This window comes from Nocardia sp. NPDC059228 (genome assembly GCF_042754245.1).
Taxonomy (GTDB): domain Bacteria; phylum Actinomycetota; class Actinomycetes; order Mycobacteriales; family Mycobacteriaceae; genus Nocardia.
This window is the reverse complement of record NZ_JBHZAL010000029.1, coordinates 59,869-79,353: the sequence shown is the minus strand read 5'-3', so window position 1 is coordinate 79,353 and position 19,485 is coordinate 59,869. Positions and strand designations below refer to the sequence as shown.

General features: G+C 69.0%; 21 protein-coding genes. 3 read left to right on the top strand and 18 right to left on the bottom strand.

Annotated features, from left to right (window positions below):
• Positions 1–83: 83 nt before the first annotated feature.
• The 7 genes from ACFXKA_RS32695 to hemL form a co-directional block, all read right to left on the bottom strand.
• Positions 84–1,274, bottom strand: a complete 1,191-nt coding sequence (locus ACFXKA_RS32695; protein ID WP_379430230.1) for a Rieske 2Fe-2S domain-containing protein — start codon at positions 1,272–1,274, stop codon at positions 84–86.
• 167 nt (positions 1,275–1,441) lie between these two features.
• The gene (gene ccsB / locus ACFXKA_RS32690) at positions 1,442–2,431 is read right to left on the bottom strand and encodes a c-type cytochrome biogenesis protein CcsB (protein WP_379430229.1); all 990 of its coding nucleotides are present in this window, start codon (positions 2,429–2,431) and stop codon (positions 1,442–1,444) included.
• On the bottom strand, positions 2,431–4,050 hold the full coding sequence (locus ACFXKA_RS32685; protein ID WP_379430228.1) for a cytochrome c biogenesis protein ResB: 1,620 nt from the start codon (positions 4,048–4,050) through the stop codon (positions 2,431–2,433). The genes ccsB and ACFXKA_RS32685 overlap by 1 nt, the downstream gene beginning before the upstream one ends.
• 1 nt (position 4,051) lies before the next feature.
• The gene (locus ACFXKA_RS32680; RefSeq protein ID WP_354847152.1) at positions 4,052–4,876 is read right to left on the bottom strand and encodes a cytochrome c biogenesis CcdA family protein; all 825 of its coding nucleotides are present in this window, start codon (positions 4,874–4,876) and stop codon (positions 4,052–4,054) included.
• Positions 4,877–4,881: 5 nt separating this feature from the next.
• Positions 4,882–5,517: a TlpA disulfide reductase family protein gene (locus tag ACFXKA_RS32675; protein ID WP_379430249.1), complete on the bottom strand. Its 636-nt coding sequence runs from the start codon at positions 5,515–5,517 to the stop codon at positions 4,882–4,884.
• Between the two features lie 70 nt (positions 5,518–5,587).
• Positions 5,588–6,193, bottom strand: coding sequence for a histidine phosphatase family protein (locus tag ACFXKA_RS32670; protein ID WP_354847158.1), 606 nt, complete (start codon positions 6,191–6,193; stop codon positions 5,588–5,590).
• 488 nt (positions 6,194–6,681) lie between these two features.
• Entirely contained in the window at positions 6,682–8,019 is a 1,338-nt protein-coding gene (gene hemL / locus ACFXKA_RS32665; RefSeq protein ID WP_379430227.1) for a glutamate-1-semialdehyde 2,1-aminomutase, read from the bottom strand.
• A gap of 513 nt (positions 8,020–8,532) precedes the next feature.
• Between hemL and ACFXKA_RS32660 the strand changes: the two genes are divergently transcribed.
• Positions 8,533–8,916 (top strand): hypothetical protein, encoded by a 384-nt coding sequence (locus ACFXKA_RS32660; RefSeq protein ID WP_379430226.1) that lies wholly within the window; start codon positions 8,533–8,535, stop codon positions 8,914–8,916.
• Positions 8,917–9,018: 102 nt separating this feature from the next.
• Here ACFXKA_RS32660 and ACFXKA_RS32655 read toward each other — a convergent pair whose 3' ends face one another.
• The 5 genes from ACFXKA_RS32655 to hemB all read right to left on the bottom strand — a co-directional run bounded on the left by ACFXKA_RS32655 (position 9,019) and on the right by hemB (position 11,918).
• Positions 9,019–9,243 carry a hypothetical protein gene (locus tag ACFXKA_RS32655; protein ID WP_379430225.1) on the bottom strand — a complete coding sequence of 75 codons (225 nt, stop codon included), beginning with the start codon at positions 9,241–9,243 and terminating at the stop codon, positions 9,019–9,021.
• A gap of 82 nt (positions 9,244–9,325) precedes the next feature.
• A complete protein-coding gene (locus ACFXKA_RS32650; RefSeq protein WP_354846866.1) occupies positions 9,326–9,562 on the bottom strand; it encodes a hypothetical protein in 237 nt (78 codons plus the stop codon).
• A complete protein-coding gene (locus tag ACFXKA_RS32645; protein WP_379430224.1) occupies positions 9,562–10,128 on the bottom strand; it encodes a hypothetical protein in 567 nt (188 codons plus the stop codon). The genes ACFXKA_RS32650 and ACFXKA_RS32645 overlap by 1 nt, the downstream gene beginning before the upstream one ends.
• A 277-nt stretch (positions 10,129–10,405) precedes the next feature.
• Positions 10,406–10,909: a hypothetical protein gene (locus ACFXKA_RS32640; protein WP_379430248.1), complete on the bottom strand. Its 504-nt coding sequence runs from the start codon at positions 10,907–10,909 to the stop codon at positions 10,406–10,408.
• A gap of 31 nt (positions 10,910–10,940) precedes the next feature.
• Complete coding sequence (gene hemB / locus ACFXKA_RS32635) at positions 10,941–11,918, bottom strand: porphobilinogen synthase (RefSeq protein ID WP_379430223.1); 978 nt, start codon at positions 11,916–11,918, stop codon at positions 10,941–10,943.
• Between the two features lie 208 nt (positions 11,919–12,126).
• Here hemB and ACFXKA_RS32630 point away from each other — a divergent pair, with 208 nt between their 5' ends.
• A complete protein-coding gene (locus tag ACFXKA_RS32630; protein WP_379430222.1) occupies positions 12,127–12,447 on the top strand; it encodes a hypothetical protein in 321 nt (106 codons plus the stop codon).
• Between the two features lie 66 nt (positions 12,448–12,513).
• Here the strand turns inward: ACFXKA_RS32630 and ACFXKA_RS32625 are convergent, their stop codons facing one another.
• The 6 genes from ACFXKA_RS32625 to ACFXKA_RS32600 all read right to left on the bottom strand — a co-directional run bounded on the left by ACFXKA_RS32625 (position 12,514) and on the right by ACFXKA_RS32600 (position 18,304).
• Complete coding sequence (locus tag ACFXKA_RS32625; RefSeq protein ID WP_379430221.1) at positions 12,514–12,765, bottom strand: hypothetical protein; 252 nt, start codon at positions 12,763–12,765, stop codon at positions 12,514–12,516.
• 185 nt (positions 12,766–12,950) lie between these two features.
• Positions 12,951–14,513, bottom strand: a complete 1,563-nt coding sequence (locus tag ACFXKA_RS32620) for a bifunctional uroporphyrinogen-III C-methyltransferase/uroporphyrinogen-III synthase (protein ID WP_354846884.1) — start codon at positions 14,511–14,513, stop codon at positions 12,951–12,953.
• Positions 14,510–15,574, bottom strand: coding sequence for a hydroxymethylbilane synthase (gene hemC / locus ACFXKA_RS32615; protein ID WP_379430220.1), 1,065 nt, complete (start codon positions 15,572–15,574; stop codon positions 14,510–14,512). The genes ACFXKA_RS32620 and hemC overlap by 4 nt, the downstream gene beginning before the upstream one ends.
• Positions 15,571–16,959 carry a glutamyl-tRNA reductase gene (locus ACFXKA_RS32610; protein ID WP_354846890.1) on the bottom strand — a complete coding sequence of 463 codons (1,389 nt, stop codon included), beginning with the start codon at positions 16,957–16,959 and terminating at the stop codon, positions 15,571–15,573. The genes hemC and ACFXKA_RS32610 overlap by 4 nt, the downstream gene beginning before the upstream one ends.
• Positions 16,956–17,720, bottom strand: a complete 765-nt coding sequence (locus ACFXKA_RS32605; protein WP_354846893.1) for a redox-sensing transcriptional repressor Rex — start codon at positions 17,718–17,720, stop codon at positions 16,956–16,958. The genes ACFXKA_RS32610 and ACFXKA_RS32605 overlap by 4 nt, the downstream gene beginning before the upstream one ends.
• A gap of 323 nt (positions 17,721–18,043) precedes the next feature.
• Positions 18,044–18,304: a glutaredoxin family protein gene (locus tag ACFXKA_RS32600; protein ID WP_379430219.1), complete on the bottom strand. Its 261-nt coding sequence runs from the start codon at positions 18,302–18,304 to the stop codon at positions 18,044–18,046.
• A 183-nt stretch (positions 18,305–18,487) separates the two neighbouring features.
• Here ACFXKA_RS32600 and ACFXKA_RS32595 point away from each other — a divergent pair, with 183 nt between their 5' ends.
• Positions 18,488–19,438 (top strand): HAD-IB family hydrolase, encoded by a 951-nt coding sequence (locus tag ACFXKA_RS32595; protein WP_354847161.1) that lies wholly within the window; start codon positions 18,488–18,490, stop codon positions 19,436–19,438.
• Positions 19,439–19,485: the final 47 nt, after the last annotated feature.

Genomic DNA, 19,485 nt, shown 5'->3' with positions numbered 1-19,485 from the left:
CGGACACCGCGGCCCCCAACCCCCCCCGTTCGGGGTGGGCGCCCACCCCCCGCCCACCCGGACCGTCCGGAACCCGATCCCCGTCAGTGACTGACGGCGTCCTCTTCCGCCTTGCGCCTGAGGTTTTCGGCGACCTCCGCCTCCCACGCCTCATTGGCCTTGGTGGTGTCGACCTCGAACTCGAAGCGCTGCACCGACTTCGGGTCGATGTCGGCGACGTCCACGTAGAACTGCTCGTACCAGCGGCGCAGCTGGTAGACCGGGCCGTCCTCCTCGGTCAGCAGCGGATTCTCGATCTTGGACTTGTGCTTCCAGATCTCGACGTCCTGCAGGAAGCCCTCACCGATGCCGACGGTCATCTTCTTCGCGATCCGATCGGCCGAGGCATCGTCGATGCCCTGCGGCTTGCGCACCGACATGCCGTACTGCAGCACGAACGCGTCCTGCGAGATCGGGTAGTGGCAATTGATCAGCACAGTCTCGAGCTCGAACCCGCTGTAGTTGTTGACGAGCGGATTGACCATGTAGGACGGCCCGAAGTACGAGGCCACCGACTTCAGCGTCGAGTTGCCGCCGTACTGCGTGGCCATGCCCTTGTCCGGGCGCGCCGTGGAGTCCAGGAACTGGGTGGCGACGTGGCCCTCGAAGACGTTCTTGAAGAACGTCGGATACGCGTAGTGGATGTAGAAGAAGTGGGCCATGTCCACGACGTTGTCGATGATCTCGCGGCAGTTGGAGCCCTCGATCACCATGGACTCCCAGGTCCACTCGGTCCAGCCGTCGGCGAGCCCCTCGGTGCCCTTGCCCTCGGCATCGGTGTACGGGCCCTCGATGTAGGGGATCGTCACCTCGTCCGGCGGCGGGTTGCCCTCGTGGTCGTGCCACACGAAGAGCTGGTCGTTGCGCTCCAAGGTGATCCACGACCGCGTCCGCGCCAGCGGCGGCACCCGCCGCGCGTACGGAATCCCGGTGCACTTCCCATTGCCGCCCCAGCGCCAGTCGTGGAACGGGCAGGCGATGGAATCACCTTTGATCTCACCCATGCTGAGGTCGCCGCCCAGATGCCGGCAGTAGGAGTCGAGCACGTGCAGCTCACCCTTGCTGTCGGCGAAGACCACCAGCTTGGTCCCGAATGCGGAGATCTGATGCGGCTTCCCGTCCCGGAACGACTTCGCGAGCCCGAGGCAATGCCATCCGCGTGCGTACCGCGTGGGCGCCTCGCCCACGTCGATCTCCCGCACGTTCCGAACCCGACCCTGCGGCGCCACTGCCATGACGAGCCCCTTCTCTAAAAACTAGAACGTGTTCTAATCACGGTCGCTTAATACGGTACAGCCCCTGAGCACCGATCGGAAGTTCCCGGGAATAGAAGAAGGCCCCGGCACTGAGACGTGCCGGGACCTTCCGAAACCCATTGGGCCAGTTCGGGAAGCCTGCCGGGTCAGTTCAGACCCGCGTACGAGTGCAGACCGCTCACCACGATATTGATGATGAAGAGGTTGAAGAGCATGGCCACGAAACCGGCGATGTTGATCCAGGCGGCCTTGGTGTCGCGCCAGCCGGAGGTGGCACGGGCGTGCAGGTAGGCGGCGTAGAGGACCCAGGCGATGAAGGAGCAGGTCTCCTTGGGGTCCCAGCCCCAGAAGCGGCCCCAGGCGGCCTCGGCCCAGATCGCGCCGAGGATGACGCCGGCGCCGAAGATCGGGAAGCCGATGATGGTGGTGCGGTAGGCGAGCCGGTCCAGCAGCTGGGCGTCGGGGAGGCGGCGGGCCAGCTGGCCGAGGATGGTGCCGGACTCCGCGCCCGCGGGCTGCCAGAGGCGGAACAGGAACAGCAGACTCGCGACACCGGAGACCAGGAAGACGCCCGAGCCGATCGACACCACGGTGACGTGCACCGGCAGCCAGTAGGACTTGAGGGCCGGGACCACGGGGGCCGCGTCCACGTGCAGCTTGGTGCCCGCCAGGAACAGCAGGATCAGTACCGGCACCAGCAGGAACGACCACATGCCACGGTAGCGCTGGTCGCGCAGCAGGATCAGGCCGAGCAGCACGGCCGCGCCGGTCGCCATCGAGATGAACTCGAACATATTGCCCAGCGGGAAGCGGTGGGTCGCGAAGCCGCGCAGCACGATCGAGACCAGGTGCACACCGAAGCCCACGAACAGCACCGCGAAGGCCATATTGCCCAGGCGCTCCGAGAAGGGGCGCTCGCCCCCGCGTGGCTGCACCTTGCCGGGCACATTGGCGGGCGGCTCGTCGACGATGCCGGAACCGCCTCCGGAGGTGACCAGCTGACGGGCGGCGGCCGTCGGTACCGTGCGGGTGAGGGCGAACTGCCAGACCAGCATGATCCAGACCAGCGCGTAGATCACGATGGCCGACTTGAACGCGAGATCGCTGTAGGAGGCGATGTTCTCGTCGATCGGCATTACTTCTCTCCCGTCAGCAGCCGCTCACGCAGGCGGTCGAACTCGCCGCCCCACCCGGCCTGGTCGGTGCGGGCCAATCCGCCCATTTCTACTACGGTACGTCGTACCTCGTCGGTTCCGGTACCCGGGTACACCCGCAACCAGATGCGACGGCGCTTCACCAGCAGCGACACCAGCAGGCCCGCCATCATGGTCAGCGCCGACACCAGCACCCACTGCTGCGCCGGATCGTGCGAAACCTGCAGGTTCACGAACTCTTCCGCGCCGTCGAAGGTGACCTTGGTGCCGTCGGACAGGGTCGCCGACTCACCCGGCTTCAGGTTCACCCGCTGTTCCTTCATCAGGCGGCCCTGCTTGATCATCTCCGGGTCCAGCGCGAACAGCGACTGCGCGCGGCCGGTGTCCAGGCCGGTATCACCCTGGTAGATGTCGATCGCCACCGCGGGATCCTTCATGGCCGGATACATGGAGGTCAGCAACTGCCCGTGCATGAGCGCGGTCGGCGCGAACAGGCCCTGGATCGCCACCTGATGCTTGCGGCGCTCCTCCTCGTTCGGATACATGCCGCCCGGCGGATCGATGCGCAGCACCCCCGAGGACAGGAAGGTGGTGGCGTCGTCCGGCTTCCACTGGATGGCCTCGGTGCGGGTCTGGCCGTTCGGGAAGGTCACCGTGAACTTGGGCGCGAAACCGTGTCCCTGCAGGTAGACCCGGTCGCCCGCGACGCGCAGCGGATGGTTCACCTGGATGGCGGTGTCCCGCCAGGTGTCGGAGTTCAGATCCTTACCGGTCTGGTACTGGATGTTCGAGGTGAACATGGACGCCTGGCCGTTCTGGAGGTAGTCGGCCCGGAAGTCCTTGACCCGCACACACATCGGCGTCAGGCCGGTGCCGTCGTTCACATTGCCCGCGCGGAACGAGTCGAATACCGCGGGCGAGGTGGTGCAGAAACCCGGGCCGTCATTGGCGAGCACGACCACATTGCCCTCGTAGCCGAACAGCTTGCCGACCGCGATCGCCGCCAGCAGACCCACCAGCGCCAGGTGGAAGACCAGGTTTCCGAGCTCGCGGGTGTAGCCCTTCTCCGCCGAAAGAGTCAGTTCCCCTTCGCGATCGCCCGGCTGCACGACCGTGCGCCAGCCACGCATCTGACCGCGAGCCCGCTCGATCACCTGCTCCGGGGTGGCCGCGTCGGTCCCCGACCAGTGATGCGGCAGGCGAGACAGGTTGCGCGGCGCCTTGACCGGCGGCGTCCGCAGCGCACGGTAGTGGTCCACACAGCGCGGCAGGATGCAGCCCACCAGCGAAATGAACAGCAGCACATAGACGGCCGTGAACCAGAAGCTGGAGAACACGTCGAACAGCTGCAGCCGGTCCATCCATGGGCCCAGGGTCGGCCGGTTGCGGATGTAGTCGTCGACCTTGCCCGCGTTCAAACTGCGCTGCGGCAGCAGCGCGCCCGGGATGGCGGCCAGGGCCAGCAGGAACAGCAGCATCAGCGCGGTACGCATGCTGGTCAGTCCGCGCCAGGTATTGCGCAGGACGCCGAGTACGCGCCGCAACGGCGACTGACGCGGCGGACGGACGGGGGCGCTGGGGGTTTCGATGGTGGCAGTCATGTCAGATCGGCAGGGTCACATTCGAGACGAAGGCGTCGCGGACCCAGGAGACGAACTGGTCCCACGCCCCGGTCACCAGGGCGATGCCGACGGCCACCAACAGCAGACCGCCCATCACCTGAATGGTGCGGGAATTACGGCGCAACCAGCCGACGCCGCGCAGCGCGGTCGCCGAGCCGAAGGCCAGGATCACGAAGGGCAGGCCCAGGCCCAGGCAGTAGGCCACGATGAGGGCCACGCCGCGGACCGCGGTGGCGCCCTCGGTGCCCGCCGACACCGCCATCACGCCCGACAGCGTCGGACCCAGGCACGGTGTCCAGCCGAGCGCGAAGACCGCGCCCAGCAGCGGAGCCCCGATGAGGCCGCTGAGCCGGCGCGGCTCCATGCGGGTGTCGCGCTGCAGCGCCGGAATGAGACCGATGAACGCCAGGCCCATCACGATGGTCACCACGCCGCCGATGCGCTGCAGCAGATCACGATTGACGTTCAGCACCTGGATCGCGCCGAACACGGTCGCCGAGGCCAGCACGAACACCACCGTGAAGCCCGCCACGAACAGGCCCGCCGCGCCGGCCACCCGCAGGCGCGCGGAATTGCGGCCCGCCACGGCGGTTCTGGTGGTCTTGGCCGATTCCACCGTCACCGGCGGGGCCTCCGCGCCCACCACACCGGCCAGGTACGACAGGTAGCCGGGCACCAGGGGCACCACGCACGGCGAGGCGAACGACACCAGACCGGCCAGCATGCACGCGCCCAGCGCCAGCAGCAGCGGTCCGGTGGCGGCGGTCTGCTGGAACGAATCCCCCACGCTCGCCAGGTAGGTCACGTGGTTCACGCCTGCTCCTGCGCGAGCTTGTCCACCACCGGCTGCAGGTCCTCGGCCAGCAGGGCGCGCAGGAACACCGCCGCCACCCGGTGCTGCTTGTCCAGCACGATGGTGGTGGGAATGACGCTGGTCGGGAACTTGCCGCCGAGCGCGAGCAGGCTGCGCATGGACGGGTCGTAGATGGAGGGGTAACCGACCTTGTTGTCGGTCACGAAGTCCTGGGCCTTGTCCTTCTGGTTGTCGCGGACATTGATGCCCAGGAACGCGACACCCTTGTCCTTGCTCGCCTGGTAGACCTGTTCCAGCGCGGGCGCTTCCGCGCGGCACGGGCCACACCACTGGCCCCAGATATTGACGACCACGACCTTGCCGGGGAAATCGTCCACCGACGTGGTCTTGCCGTCGTGCAGCAGATCCGGGCCGGACAGCTTGCCGATGGTGCCGCGCGAGGACGGCGGATCGTAGAAGATCTCGGTCTTGCCGCCCGGGGAGACGAAGTCGAAGGTGCCGCCCTGGGCCACCGCGTCCTTGCCCGCCGTCGAACACCCGGCGAGCACGGCCACCACACTCGCACCGGCCAGCAACGCCGCGACCCGGCGCAGCGGGCGGCGGGCGGGCCGGGACGCGATGGCGCGGCTCATGCCGTGCCCTTTCGGCATGAGCGGGGGCCCTGCGTGGTTACGCAAGCTGCCTCCTCCGGGCCTGACCCGCTCATGCCCCGGTCACCTTGGGATCCGAGGCGCCCGCCGGCTCCGAGTAGACGATGTCGATCAAGGTATCGCCCTGGTAGACGAGCGAAGTCAGCGAGGCGAGCGAGCACTGGCGGTGCCGCGGGTCGTGCCACAGCCGCTGTCCCTGCAGGAAGCGGCGCAGCGTCCAGACCGGCAGCTGATGCGAGACCAGCACGGCCTCCCGGCCGGCGGCCTCCACCCGCGCCTTGTTCACCGCGGCCAGCATGCGGTGCGCGATCTGCAGATACGGCTCACCCCAAGAGGGCGTGAACGGGTCGCGCAGCTTCCACCAGTGCCGGGGCTTGCGCAGCGCGCCGTCCCCCGCCGAGACCCGCAGCCCCTCGAAGGTATTGCCGGCCTCGATCAGATTGTCGTCGGTCCGGATCACCAGACCGTGGCCCGCCGCAATGGGATCCGCGGTCTCCTGCGCCCGCTGCAGCGGCGACGCCACCACCAGCGCGATGTCATGATCCGCCAGCGACCGCGCCACGGCCTGCGCCTGCGCCCGGCCCGTCACCGACAGCTGGAACCCGGGCAACCGGCCGTACAGGATGCCCTTGGGATTGTGGACCTCGCCGTGCCGCATGACATGCACGATCGTCTCGAGATCGCTCGCTACGTCACCCGGCAGGATCAACCCGCCCGTGGTGCCGGGGGCCACGTCGGCGCCGTCGGCAGCCGCATCCGAATCGCCCGGGGCCGCGAATTCCGTGCCCGATTCACCCGCATCGGGGTCGATCTCGACCACGATCTCGGACGAGAACGACGCAAGCGGAACAGCGGATTCACCCGCATCGGAGTCATCCGGATCCGTTTCGGACCCGGCGGCGGTAGCGAACTCCCCGGCCGCGGACGCCGCAGCCTCGCCGAGCTCATCGGCCACTGCGCCGGAATTATCGGATTCCGTTGGGGTGGAAACGGGTTCGGCCGGGGAGACGGCGATGTGCTCGCCGGTTTCGGCCAGTTCCTCTTCGGCCTGACGGATGGAGTCCAGGAGGCGGGTGGCCTCGGCGGCGGAGAGGGGAACCTCGTGCTGGGTGGGTGCGGGTAGGCCGGAGTCGGGGTGGGCGGAGCTCACGCGGCGGATCCTTCGGGGGTGGCGGCCGCCGCGGCGCGCGCGGCGGCGGGGAGGGCGGCGGCGATGCGGTCGAACGCGTCTTCGTCGAGGGCGGCCGAGACGAACCAGGCTTCGAAGGCGCTCGGCGGCGCGTACACACCGGCATCCAGCAGCGCGTGGAAGAAGGCTGGGAAACGCCAGGTTTCGCTCGCCTTGGCGGCGGCGTAGTCGGTGACCGGGTTCTCGGCGAAGAACACGCTCACCATATTGCCCGCGAATTGCACCCGGTGCGGGACGCCCTCGGCGGTCAGCGCCTCGGTCATGAGCGCACCCAGCCGCTCCGCGTTCTTGTTCAGCGTCGCGTACACCTGCTCGTCCGCGGCGCGCAGCGTGGCCAGGCCCGCGGCCACCGCGACCGGGTTACCCGAGAGGGTGCCCGCCTGATAGACCGGACCCAGCGGCGCCAGGTGATTCATGATGTCGGCGCGCCCGCCGAACGCCGCGGCCGGCAGGCCCCCGCTCATCACCTTGCCGAAGGTGTAGAGGTCACCGGCCACGCCGTCGATGCCGAACCAGCCCGAGTGACTCACCCGGAAACCGGTCATGACCTCGTCCATGATGAGCAGCGCGCCGTGCTCGGTGGTGAGCCGGCGCAGCCCCTCGTTGAATCCGGCCACCGGCGCGACCGCGCCCATATTGCCCGCCGCGGCCTCGGTGATGACGCACGCGATCTCACCCGGGTAGGCGGCGAACGCGGCGGCCACCGCATCGAGATCGTTGTAGGGCAGCACGAGGGTGTCGGCCGCCTGCGCACCGGTGACGCCCGGCGAGGTCGGCAGGCCCAGCGTGGCCACGCCCGATCCGGCGTCGGCCAGCAGTGCGTCGACATGCCCGTGGTAGCAGCCGCTGAACTTGATGATCTTGCCGCGCCCGGTGAAACCACGCGCCAGCCGGACCGCGCTCATGGTGGCCTCGGTGCCGGAGTTCACCAGCCGCACCCGATCCACCGGAGCGACCCGGCCCGCGATGGCCTCGGCGAGCTCGATTTCCGCCTCGGTCGGCGCGCCGAAGGACAGCCCGCCCGTGGCCGCCCGCTGCACCGCCTCGACCACCGCCGGGTGCGCGTGCCCGAGAATCATCGGGCCCCACGAACACACCAGGTCCACGTAGTCGTTGCCGTCGGCGTCGGTCAGCGTGCAACCGCGCGCGGAGGCGATGAACCGCGGCGTGCCGCCCACGGAGTTGAACGCACGCACGGGCGAATTCACGCCACCCGGGATGACCGCCGCGGCGCGTTCGAAAAGTTGGGCTGAGACCGGGACCGACACCTGGCTCACACGCGGAGAAGAACTCACGGCACCCAGTCTCTCAGCCGCCCCCGTCCCCGTCGACGACAGGGTGTAGTCGAGTGGCCCTTCCCACAGCCAACCCGCCATCCTCGCACCCCGATACGAACACCGCATCCCGAAGGCGGCCCGGCCGCCCACCCCGGCGCCCGAGCCCTCGCTGCCGATACCGCCTCTCCCGAACTCCCCGCGGCATCGGCCGAACCATCGGGCGGCCCGACCGCGACGATGGCGAACGGCCTGGTGCCGGGTCCGCGGGATGCGGCGCGACCGTCAACCGCTACCAGGCCCGCGAATACCGATGGCGGTTCAACCGCGAGCTGCGGGCACCGCATACCCGCGGGTCCCTTTCAGCCCCGCAGCCGCAGGACTCCGAATTGCAGTGCGCGGACTCCGATGTGGGCTCACTGGGACGGTGGGGCAACACGCCGGAGTCCAGTTTCGCACAACGTTATTCGCTACACGTTTGCTGATGCGTAATGTCTCGGCACAGGAGACGACGTGGGAGAGAGGGCGGGACGTATGCGGGTCGTTCGAATCGGGGTTGGGATCGTCGCGGTGACGGCCGGGCTCGCCGCCGGGGCCGGAGTCGCGGCAGCGGCGGAGCCGGTGGTGCAGATCGATCAGGGACGGGTGGGGGTGACGCTGTCCCACGGTGAGACCGCCGTGCTGGCCGATGGTCCCGTACCCGCGGTGATCAGCATGGTCGTGCCGCTGAACCGGATGGGGGCGGGCCTGCGGCCCGACACCACCATCTACAAGGACGACAAGGGTGGCGTGCACGCCTCGCTCCGGCAGGTGATCGCGGAGGCCGCCGATCATCCCGACGGCAGCGTCGCGATCTTCCTCGATCTGCCGGGCAGCCGGAGCGGGCGGGTGCTGGATATTTACCAGAACTGGGGCTGAGGCCTTCGCGTCAGCGGCAGCCGGCCCTCGCGCAAGCGGGGCTGACACCTTTTTCCGCAGCGGAGACGGCGGCGCGGTCTGCGGTCACGCCGCCGCAACCCGTTACGGGAGTGGAATCTCCAGGCAGAACGCCGCCCATCCGGTGGACAGCAGGCAATTCAGCTGGGGCGGTAGTAGGTCTTGCCAGGACAGCTCGACCGGGTGTGTCCGATGATCCGGGACGGCATCGACCGGAGCGGCGGCGGCCGGGGCCACCGCCGCGACGCCGACGACCCCCGTGGCCAGCACCGCGGTGGCGATGCGTTTCACGAGATCTGTGCGCTTCATGCCCATGATTCTCCGCGACCGCCCGGACGCCTCCAAGGCGAATCCGGACTTCGCACCCCCCGCGTGGTATGTCGCGAAAAGCTCAGCGCGCGAGCCGAACTGCCCGCGCCACCACGTCGATCAGCGCCAGCCCCGACATGATGGCCAGCACCGCGCACCCCGCCAGCCAGGGCCCGATGTACCGCGTCGCGGTGAACGCGGGCACCTCACCCTGCGGTTTGAAGGCAGTGGTCCGAATCCCGTTGTGCCAGCACCACACCGCCGCCACCACCAGCACCGGCACCAGCACGAACTCGGCGAACACGGTCAGCCATCGCATCACAGCGCTTCCTTCCGCTCGTCGTCCGACCCGCTCTCGTCATCGGTGCCAGGCTCGTCATCGGTGCCGGGGTCGCTATCGGTACCGCGTGCCCGCCCCAGCGCGGCTGTCAGCTCGGCACGCAGCGTGACATGATCCCGCGCCCACGCCTGCACCAGCCGCCCGTCGGTCAGCTTCAGCCCGATTCCCTTGCGCCGCCGCGGTACTCCGGTCAGCTCACCCAGCGCCCGCGCCGACTGCCAGTCCTCATACTCCCAGGACTCCTCGTCCTCCTCCGCCAGCACCTCGGCGATGTCGCGCAGCGGCACCACTTCCGTGCCCTCGCGCAGTTGCGCCGGCGTCAGCTCGACACTGATGTGCCGCTTGCCCGCCACCACCTGCAACCACACGAATCCGGCCAGCAGCACCGCGCAGAAGACCAGCCCGAACCAGTGGACGGCGCCGCCCCGAATCAGCTCGATGACCAGAATGATCGCGCACAGCGCGGGTCCGTAGGCGATGGTCCGCCAGCGCGCACCGGGCTCGGAGAACAGCACGGCCCCGGGGGTGTTGATGGCCTCACTCATAGGTCGAGCGTAAAGATCGTGGATTCGCTCAGCGGGCCAGGCCCGGAATCAACAGCACGGCGAGGGTGAGCAGCCCGAACAGAAACAGCAGACTCAGCACCAGCACATCGCGCCGCAGGCTGTGCGGCTGCTGGATCACCACTCGCATCGTTGCCTCCGCCTTCCCGGAGCCGAACGCGCCATAACACAACGTATGACGACCGGCATCCGGTTCCCGAATTCTCTGTGACTGCCCTCACCATACCCGCTAGTACGCTTGTCACAAACTCAGGCGTACCTACTGCGGTCCGGGACGGAAGAAGGCCTCGGATTCGCTTCGATAGCACAGGAATACGGCTCCGCCCGCCAGCACCGCCCCCACGATTCCGGCCCCGCCGGCGACCAGCGCGGCCGCACCCTCCTTCGCCCCGATGCCGAACAGCGTGCCCGCCGCGCCGAGCACCAGGAAGACGCCGAACCCGGTGAGAAGCGCTCGCGCCCAGGCCTTTCCGCGTCCCAGCTGGTACACCACCGCCACTCCGGCGCCGGTGAGCACCAGCCAGAACACGCCGACCAGGACGAACACGATCGCCATCCAGGCCTGCACCTGTGCCAGCGTCACGGTCGGCTGCTGCTCCTTGACCTGGTCGAACATCTGCTGCGCCAGATCCTGCCGCTGCCCGAACTGCGTCACCAGCGAGGCGATCAACTGCACCAGCCCGACAGCGAATGTGGCGTACCAGAGTTGGCAGGCGGTGCGCACGTCTTCCGGAGCCGGGCGCGAAATACCCGGCGGGACCATCGGATTCACGATCGGAACTACTCGGTCACGCTCACGACAGCCAGTGCGCGGCCTCGGTGGCCCAGTAGGTCAGCACCATGTCCGCGCCCGCGCGCCGGATGCTGAGCAGCGACTCCAGCACCGCGCCCTTGCGATCGATCCAGCCGTGCTGGGCGGCCGCGGTGATCATGGCGTACTCGCCGGAGATCTGATAGGCCGCCACCGGCACCGTGGAGCGGTCGGCGACCTCGCGCAGAATGTCCAGATACGACATGGCGGGCTTCACCATGACGATGTCCGCGCCCTCGAGCAGATCCAGCTCCAGCTCACGTATTGCCTCGCGGCGGTTCGCCGCATCCTGCTGATAGGTGCGCCGATCCCCCTGCAGCGAGGAGCCGACGGCCTCCCGGAAGGGACCGTAGAAGGCCGAGGCGTACTTGGCCGCGTAGGCGAGGATGCCGGTGTCGGAGTACCCGGCGTCGTCCAGGCCCGCACGGATGGCGGCCACCTGGCCATCCATCATGCCGCTGGTGCCGAGCAGGTCCGCGCCGGTTTCGGCCTGCGCCAACGCCATTTCCACGTAGCGGATCAGCGTGGTGTCGTTGTCGACCGCGCCGCTGTCGTCGAGCACGCCGCAGTGGCCGTGGTCGGTGAACTCGTCGAGGCAGGTGTCGGCCATGATCACGGTCGATCCGCCGACCTCGTGCACCAGTGCGCGCAGGCCGCGGTTCAGGATTCCGTCCGGATCGCTGGCCGCGCTCCCCTGCGCGTCCTTGTCCTCCGGCTTGGGCACGCCGAACAGCATGAGCCCGCCCACGCCGGCGGCCACCGCCTCCACGGCCGCCTTGCGCAGCGAGTCCATCGAGTGCTGGAAAACGCCTGGCATGGAGGAGATCTCGTGCGGTTCGCCGATCCCGTCGGCGACGAACATGGGCAGAATCAGATGCCGCGGCTCCAGGCTGGTCTCGGCGACGAGCCGACGCATGGCGGGAGTGCGGCGCAACCGCCGAGGGCGGTCCATTCCGGTCATGTTCGCATGATATGCCCGCCCCTGGACCTGAATGCGCGCGCCTCCGCGGCCGGGCCGCGCCACACCGTCACGGTCATCGGGTCGCATCGCCAAAGTCATTGGGAGCAGCCGATTTTGTCGGTGCGCACGAGTAGAATCGAAGATGTGTTCGAAGGAGCCGCGCCGCCGATACGGGGTGCGAATCCGGATCGCGACGGGAGGAATGGTCGTGCTCGCAGCTGTTACCAGCATGTCCGACAAGGTGAACAGGGCCGACGAAGTGCCGAAGAAGGGGGACGTGATCGATCACGCGTGGCGGCCGCTGTCCAAACAGCCGCTGCCCGCGGGACGGCCGCGGTCGTGGTACATCTCGCACAATCGCAGGTTGAAGGCCATGCGGCTGGCCATCGCGCTACTGGATTCCGGATCCTTCAGCCCGGATCAGGCCACCAATGAAAACATCCGCCACACAGCGGAAGTCATCGGCGTGCACCGGCCCTCGGACGCCACCTGCCGCATGGTCCGCCGCCTGATGGCAGCGCAACGCTGACAACGGTGGAGGCTCTCCGAGGCCGCGCAAGAGACTTCGGAGAACCTCCGCCGTGCACGACGGCCGCTAGGAGACCAGGCAGCCGGTGCCGGTGGTGCCTGGGGTACCCGAGCCGCTGGTCAGGCACTTCAGCAGGAATTGCAGCGTGTTCACGGCCGCGCTACCGGAGCTGGTGGCATCGATCGGTGCGACCGCGGTGGTCTGGACCGCGGCCGGAGCCTGCTCCAGCGGTACGGGCGCCGCCGACGCCGCGCCCGGGGACAGCACCGCGAGGGCAATCCCGGACATCGCGATCAGGCCGACTGCCGTGCGCTTCATGGACGTTCACCTTTCGAAGTTCGAATGCTGAACGCAGCGTATGCATTTCGGGTCGAAATGAAACGCCAGCAATTTCATGGGCATCCGTCCAGCGAACGCGAAATGCCACGGGCCCCGCATCATTGGATGCGGGGCCCGGTACCGGCCGGCGAACACGGCGATACCGCCGGGCCCGGCCGCGAGCGCTAGCGGCTGCGGCGGCTCTTCTTGCGGGGCGGGGGCAGCAGGCCCTCGGCGCGCAGGTGGGCGGCGTGCTCGGCGAGCGCCTCGACGAGCGGGCCGACCTGGGCGATCTCGGGCTGCACGTCCACGCGCAGGCCGAATTCGATTGCGGTCTCGGCCGTCTTGGGGCCGATGCAGGCCACGATGGTGCGGGCGTGCGGCTTGCCGGCGATGCCGACCAGGTTCCGGACGGTGGAGGACGAGGTGAACAGCACCGCGTCGAAACCGCCGGTCTTGATCATCTCGCGGGTCTCCGCGGGCGGCGGCGACGCCCGCACGGTGCGGTAGGCGGTGACGTCGTCGATCTCCCAGCCGCGGTCGCGCAGGCCCTCGGCGAGGGTCTCGGTGGCGATGTCCGCGCGCGGCAGCAGCACCCGGTTGACCGGGTCGAAAACGTCGTCGTAGGGCGGGAAGTCGGCCAGCAGGCCCTCGGAGGACTGCTCGCCGCTGGGTACCAGTTCCGGGTTGATGCCGAAGGAGCGCACCTTCTCCGCGGTGGCCTCACCGACGCAGGCGATCTTCACGCCGCTGAAAGCGCGGGCGTCCAGGCCGAATTCGCCGAACTTCTCCCACACCGCGCGCACCGCGTTGGTGGAGGTGAACACCACCCACTGGTAGCGGCCGTCGACCAGACCCTTGACCGCGCGCTCCATCTGCGCCGGACTGCGCGGCGGCTCGACCGCGATGGTCGGCACCTCCATCGGGATGGCCCCGTGCATGACGAGCTTCTCGCTCATCTCACCGGCCTGCTCCTTGGTGCGCGGCACCAGCACGGTCCAGCCGTACAGGGCCCGCGACTCCCACCAGGAGGTCTTGGCGCGCTTCTCCACCGCCTTGCCGACCGTGACCACCAGCGGGCCGACCAGTTCGGAGGCGGCATTGTTCAGCGTCGCCAGCGTGGCGTCGATGGTGCGCTGCTGCCGGGTGGTGCCGCGCACGGTCACCGCGACCGGGGTCTGCGGCGCCATGCCGTGCTCGACCAGCGCCGACGCGGTCTCGGCCAGGTGCCCGGAGGTGGCGTGCAGCACCAGCGGGCCCGGCGCGGCCGCCACGGCCGCCCAGTCCACCTCGCCGCGCACATCCACCTCGGTGTGGCTGGAACCGATTTCGATGCCCGCGTAGGCGGGGACGGTGGTACCGGCCGAAAGACCCGGCAGCACCTCGAAGTTCAGGTGCGAGCGGGTGACGGCGTTGATCTCCTGGATGACCGAATCGGTGGTCATCGGGTCGCCGGAGACCAGGCGCACCACGTCGGAGCCATTGCGCGCCTCGGCGATCAGCGTCTTGGCCACCTCGGCGGCGTCACCGAGCGCGGGACGCACGTCGACGGGACGGGTCCCGTCGGGGTTCTCCTCGACCGCGGTGCCGATCAGGGCGAGCACGCCCTTGTCGACATCGGGATCGGTGAACGCCAGCGTCGCCCGGCCGAGCACCTCGCGGGCCCGCACGGTGAGCAGCGCCGGGTCACCAGGCCCGGACCCCACGAAAAGGATCCGACCGGGATTCTTCTTCGTCACTCGGCTCATCGGCTGTTCTCCATTGGGCTGGGATTGCTGCTGTCGGTGAGCTCAGCGGGCTCCTCTGTGACGCTGAGCAGGTCGCGCGCCCCCAGCTCCAAGAGCTCGCGCGCCAGTGCGCGACCCAGGTCCGCGGCATCCGCGACCGAGCCGACCACTGAAGCCCGGATGACGTCCGAGCCGTCGATCGCCGCCGCGCAGGCGCGCAGCGACAACTCCTCCACCACCCGGCCGTCGTCGTCGAGCGACTCGACGACCTCGGCCAGCGCACCGATCGGTGCGGTACAGCCGGCCTCCAGTTCGGCCAGCAATGCCCGCTCCGCGGTGATCGCGGCACGGGTGCCGAGATCGTCGAGAGCCGACAGGATGGTCACGAGTTCGGTATCGGCGCTGCGGCATTCGACCGCCAGCGCGCCCTGCGCCGGGGCCGGCAGCATCTGCACCGGTTCGAGCGATTCGGTGACGGCGTCGAGGCGGTCGATGCGGGCCAGCCCGGCCCGCGCCACCACGACGGCATCCAATTCACCGGAAGTAACTTTGGAGATGCGGGTGTCGAGATTGCCGCGCAACGGCACGATCTCGATACCGAGGCCCAGCGCCTTCAACTGCGCGGACCGGCGCGGCGCGGAGGTGCCGACCTTCGCGCCCGCGGGCAGCTCGCCGAGCACCAGACCGTCGCGCGCCACCAGCGCGTCGCGCGGATCCTGGCGGGCCGGGATGGCCGCGATGTCGAAGCGCGGATCCTGCGCGGTCGGCAGGTCCTTGTAGGAGTGCACCGCGATGTCGACCGTGCCCGCGGCCAATTCCTCGCGCAGCGCGGCGGTGAAGACACCCACCCCGATCTTCTGCACCGGATCGGTGGCGTTCTGGTCACCGGCGGTCTTCACGATGACCAGCTCGGCCTGCTGACCGTTGGCGATCAGGGCGTCGCGCACATGCCCGGCCTGGGTCAGGGCCAGCAGACTGCCGCGGGTACCGATGCGCCAGGGCGCCTCGACGGTCCCGCGGCCAACGATCCGCTCCGTGGAGGGGACGGTTGTCTCGTTCTCGTGCACCATTGCTCCGGTCATGCGGTGTGCCCCTGTTCGTCGCCCGGGTGAGCGGCGGTGAAATCGTCGGCCAGTTCGCCCTGCAGGGCGGAGATCTCCATCGGCGCGGCAACCGCTTGTGCCGCACCGGGTTTCAGTTCGAAAAGCTCGCGCAGCGCCTCGGCGTAGCTGTCGCCGCCGGGCGTGGACGCCAGCTGTTTGACCCGCACCGTCGGCGCGTGCAGCAGCTTGTCGACCACCCGCCGCACGGTACGGGCCACCTCGTCGCGTTCGGTGGATTCGAGTCCCGGTAGTCGGGAATCCAGCCGGAGCAGCTCGGCCTCGACCACGTCGGCGGCCATCTGGCGCAGCGCGGCCACGGTCGGGGTGACCTCGGCCATGCGCTGTCCGGCAAGGTATTTCGCGAGTTCGTCGGCGACGATGGTGCGCGCGGCGGCGGTGTCGTCGGCGGCCGCGCCGGCCGACGGATCGCGCTGCAGCGTCTCCATGTCGATGACGGTCACACCTGGCAGCCCGGCCACCGCGTGGTCCACATCGCGGGGCAGGCCCAGATCGCAGATGACCAGCTCCTCCGAGCCGGTGTTGGCGGCCAGCGCGCGATGCACGTCCGCCAGCGTCACCACGGTGCCGACCGCGCCGGTACAGGTGACCACCACATCGGCGGCGGCCATCGCCTCGGCCAGCCGGTCCATTTCGATGGCCTCGGCCGGCACGCCGTGCATGGTGGTGGCCGTATTGGCCAGGCGCTGCGCCTTTTCCAGCGTCCGGTTCACCACCAGGATCTTCGCCGCACCGCCGCGCGCCAGCTGCGCCACCGCGAGCCCGCCCATGGCGCCCGCGCCCAGCACCAGCGCGGTGCGGCCCGCCAGCGGACCCAGCACCAGGCGCGCGCGATCCAGCGCCACCGACACCACCGACGCGCCCGCGCGGTCGATCCCGGTCTCGGAGTGCACCCGCTTGCCCACCCGCAGCGCGTGCTGGGCCAGCTCGTGCAGGGTGCGCCCGGCGGCCTGCTGCGCGTCGGAGGCGGCGTAGGCGGCGCGGATCTGGCTCAGCACCTGCTGCTCGCCGACCACCATGGAGTCCAGGCCCGAGGCCACCGCGAACAGGTGCTCGGCCGCGGCCTCCGCGTAGCGCACGTACGCGTGCTTGGTGAGCTCCGGCAGCGGCAGACCCGAATGCTTGGTGAGCAATTCGCCGATCTCGCCCAGCGCCGGGTGGAAGGCGTCGACGACCGCGTAGACCTCGATGCGGTTGCAGGTGGAGACGATCATCGCCTCGGAGACGTGGCTGGAGGCCAGCATCTTGTCGGTCAGCTTGGGCCGGTCGGTCTCCGTGATGGCGATCTTCTCGAGCACCGACACCGGTGCGCTGCGATGCGAGATCCCGACGAGAAGCACACTCATGGCTGGACCACCGCTCCCTTGCTGGTTGTCATCGGTACCCGGGGCATCAGGCTCCCGGCGGCCGCGCTCATCGCTTCCTCTGCGGCCGATTCCGCGCTGCGGGCCCGCTCGAACGACAGCAATTGCATCTCCACCGCGAGATCGACGCGCCGCACCTCGACGGTGGCGGGGGCCTCGAGCGCCAGGGCGGAGAAGCTCAGAATGCACTGCATGCCGGCCTCGACCAGCAGATCGCAGACGTTCTGCGCGGCCGCGTCCGGCACCGCGATGACGGCGATGGTGGGCTCCAGAGTGTCCACGGCATCGGCCAATTCGGCGACATCGCGAACGACCAGTCCGCACACCGTCGTGCCGATCACCGCCGGATCGTTGTCGAACAGCCCGACCATGGCGAACCCGCGGCGGCGGAAACCGCCGTAGCCGACCAGCGCGCGGCCCAGATGACCGGCTCCGACCAGCACCACCCGGTGCCCCTCGGACAGGCCGAGCACATCCTCGATGCGGTCGCGCAGCTTGATCACGTCATAGCCCACGCCGCGAACACCATTGGGCCCCAAGAAGGAAAGATCCTTGCGCAACTTCGCCGAACCGACACCCGCCGCGACAGCCAGTTCCTCACTCGATACGATGGCTACACCGTCGTCGGCGAGTACGGCGAGCACGCGGAGATAGGTGGCCAGCCGGGCCACCGTGGCCTGCGGGATGTCCTTCTGCAGAGCCTTGGAGACGCCAGTCGGCGGCGTCTCGTGCTGCTCTGTCACGTCGCTTGCGCTCCTCGTCCGGCCGGGGGTGAGTGTCCGGGTTCTTTTGTCGACCCGACGCCGGGAGACCGTCGCGGTCCTTGCAGGCGAGGTCGAGTCAGGTTCAGGGGGTCGCTTCCGCTGCCCGAGAAGGCGGGTCGCGTGCCACCACCGTAACCGCTTGTGAAGCCCTGCACAAAGTCGGTGAATTCAGTCACTTTGCGACAGGCTCCGGCCCCGGCTTCATTCAACCCTCATCAGCGCGAACCCGCTACGCAACACACCGGCGGGAAGGGGCCGAGGAGGCCCGCCGTCACGAACCCCCGAAAAGCCCCTATTACGCCTTATTTCGCGAGGTCGGCACGCAGTCGCGGCTCGTCCACGTCGAAATAGCTGTGCTCGCGCCCATCCAGTAGCACGACCGGCAGCCGGTCGCCGTATTCGGCGCGCAGGCCCGGATCGGTGGCGGCGGCCGCGTCCACGTCCACGGTCGCGACCTCGATGCCGAACTCGGCGCAGATCGGCCGCAATTGTTCCAGTGCCGTGTGGCACAGGCCGCAGCCGCTGCGGGTCAACAGAGTCACAGCATGTGTCGAATCGCTCATAGCCACCATCTAACAACTCTCCGATAAGTCGTTCGCCGTCTACGTTGCGGCCACCCCCGGGCGTTACTGTGGACTTGTTCGCGCTAACAGGCGGAGGTACTGGTGCCGGAACGTTCGAAAGAGCAGGGGACGGGCTTCATCGCGGGCCGCTTCGGTGAATTCCCGGCGCGCTGGGGTCAGGGCCTGCAGGACCTGCAGGATCAGTTCACCCGCATCACTCGCAGTCCGTTCGGTCCCAGCGAGGAAGAGGTCCGCGCCAACCTGGCCGGCGAGGCCAGCGCCGACGCCGCCATCGCCCTGCACGACGCCGAACTCGCGCTGCGGGACGACGGCACGCCGCCCCTCGCGGTCCCCCGTGACCTCACCGCCGCCGCCTTCTTCGATGTCGACAACACCATGGTGCAGGGCGCGTCCATCGTGCACTTCGCCCGCGGCCTGGCCGCGCGCAAGTACTTCAAGACCTCCGACCTGGTCGATATGGCCTGGAAGCAGGTCAAATTCCGGGTCACCGGCAAGGAGAGCCACTCGGATATGGCCTCCGGCAAGGAGAAGGCGCTCTCCTTCATCGCCGGCCGCCCGACCGCCGAACTCGCCGCGCTCGGCGAGGAGATCTACGACGAGATCATCGCCGACAAGATCTGGCCGGGCACCCGGGCGCTGGCCCAGATGCATCTCGACGCGGGCCAGCAGGTGTGGCTGGTCACCGCCACGCCGGTGGAGCTGGCGCAGGTCATCGCCAAGCGGCTGGGCCTGACCGGCGCGCTGGGCACGGTCGCCGAGAGCGAGGACGGCGTGTTCACCGGCCGCCTGGTCGGCGACATCCTGCACGGGCTGGGCAAGGCGCACGCGGTGCGCACCCTGGCCATTCGCGAGGGCCTGAACCTCAAGCGCTGCACCGCCTACAGCGACAGCCACAACGACGTGCCGATGCTCTCGCTGGTCGGCACCGCCGTGGCCATCAACCCGGACGCGGACCTGCGCGAGGTCGCCAAGAACCGCGGCTGGGAGATCCGTGATTTCCGCACCGGCCGCAAGGCCGCGAAAGTCGGTGTGCCCACCGCCCTCGCACTCGGCGCGGCGGGCGGCGCGGCGGCGGCCGTGCTCTCGCGTAAGCGGGAAGCCAAAGCGAGCTAGCTCGAGCAGTTTCCCCAGCACATAACACGACCGGCCCGCTCCATTTC

What these genes read in the sequence shown, in the direction of transcription:
- ACFXKA_RS32695 (WP_379430230.1), bottom strand. Translation starts at nt 1,274, where the DNA reads ATGGCAGTGGCGCCGCAGGGTCGGGTTCGGAACGTGCGGGAGATCGAC.
- ccsB (WP_379430229.1), bottom strand. Translation starts at nt 2,431, where the DNA reads ATGCCGATCGACGAGAACATCGCCTCCTACAGCGATCTCGCGTTCAAG.
- ACFXKA_RS32685 (WP_379430228.1), bottom strand. Translation starts at nt 4,050, where the DNA reads ATGACTGCCACCATCGAAACCCCCAGCGCCCCCGTCCGTCCGCCGCGT.
- ACFXKA_RS32675 (WP_379430249.1), bottom strand. Translation starts at nt 5,517, where the DNA reads ATGAGCCGCGCCATCGCGTCCCGGCCCGCCCGCCGCCCGCTGCGCCGG.
- ACFXKA_RS32670 (WP_354847158.1), bottom strand. Translation starts at nt 6,193, where the DNA reads ATGCGGCACGGCGAGGTCCACAATCCCAAGGGCATCCTGTACGGCCGG.
- ACFXKA_RS32660 (WP_379430226.1), top strand. Translation starts at nt 8,533, where the DNA reads ATGCGGGTCGTTCGAATCGGGGTTGGGATCGTCGCGGTGACGGCCGGG.
- ACFXKA_RS32655 (WP_379430225.1), bottom strand. Translation starts at nt 9,243, where the DNA reads ATGAAGCGCACAGATCTCGTGAAACGCATCGCCACCGCGGTGCTGGCC.
- ACFXKA_RS32650 (WP_354846866.1), bottom strand. Translation starts at nt 9,562, where the DNA reads ATGCGATGGCTGACCGTGTTCGCCGAGTTCGTGCTGGTGCCGGTGCTG.
- ACFXKA_RS32645 (WP_379430224.1), bottom strand. Translation starts at nt 10,128, where the DNA reads ATGAGTGAGGCCATCAACACCCCCGGGGCCGTGCTGTTCTCCGAGCCC.
- ACFXKA_RS32640 (WP_379430248.1), bottom strand. Translation starts at nt 10,909, where the DNA reads ATGGTCCCGCCGGGTATTTCGCGCCCGGCTCCGGAAGACGTGCGCACC.
- hemB (WP_379430223.1), bottom strand. Translation starts at nt 11,918, where the DNA reads ATGACCGGAATGGACCGCCCTCGGCGGTTGCGCCGCACTCCCGCCATG.
- ACFXKA_RS32625 (WP_379430221.1), bottom strand. Translation starts at nt 12,765, where the DNA reads ATGAAGCGCACGGCAGTCGGCCTGATCGCGATGTCCGGGATTGCCCTC.
- ACFXKA_RS32620 (WP_354846884.1), bottom strand. Translation starts at nt 14,513, where the DNA reads ATGAGCCGAGTGACGAAGAAGAATCCCGGTCGGATCCTTTTCGTGGGG.
- hemC (WP_379430220.1), bottom strand. Translation starts at nt 15,574, where the DNA reads ATGACCGGAGCAATGGTGCACGAGAACGAGACAACCGTCCCCTCCACG.
- ACFXKA_RS32610 (WP_354846890.1), bottom strand. Translation starts at nt 16,959, where the DNA reads ATGAGTGTGCTTCTCGTCGGGATCTCGCATCGCAGCGCACCGGTGTCG.
- ACFXKA_RS32600 (WP_379430219.1), bottom strand. Translation starts at nt 18,304, where the DNA reads ATGAGCGATTCGACACATGCTGTGACTCTGTTGACCCGCAGCGGCTGC.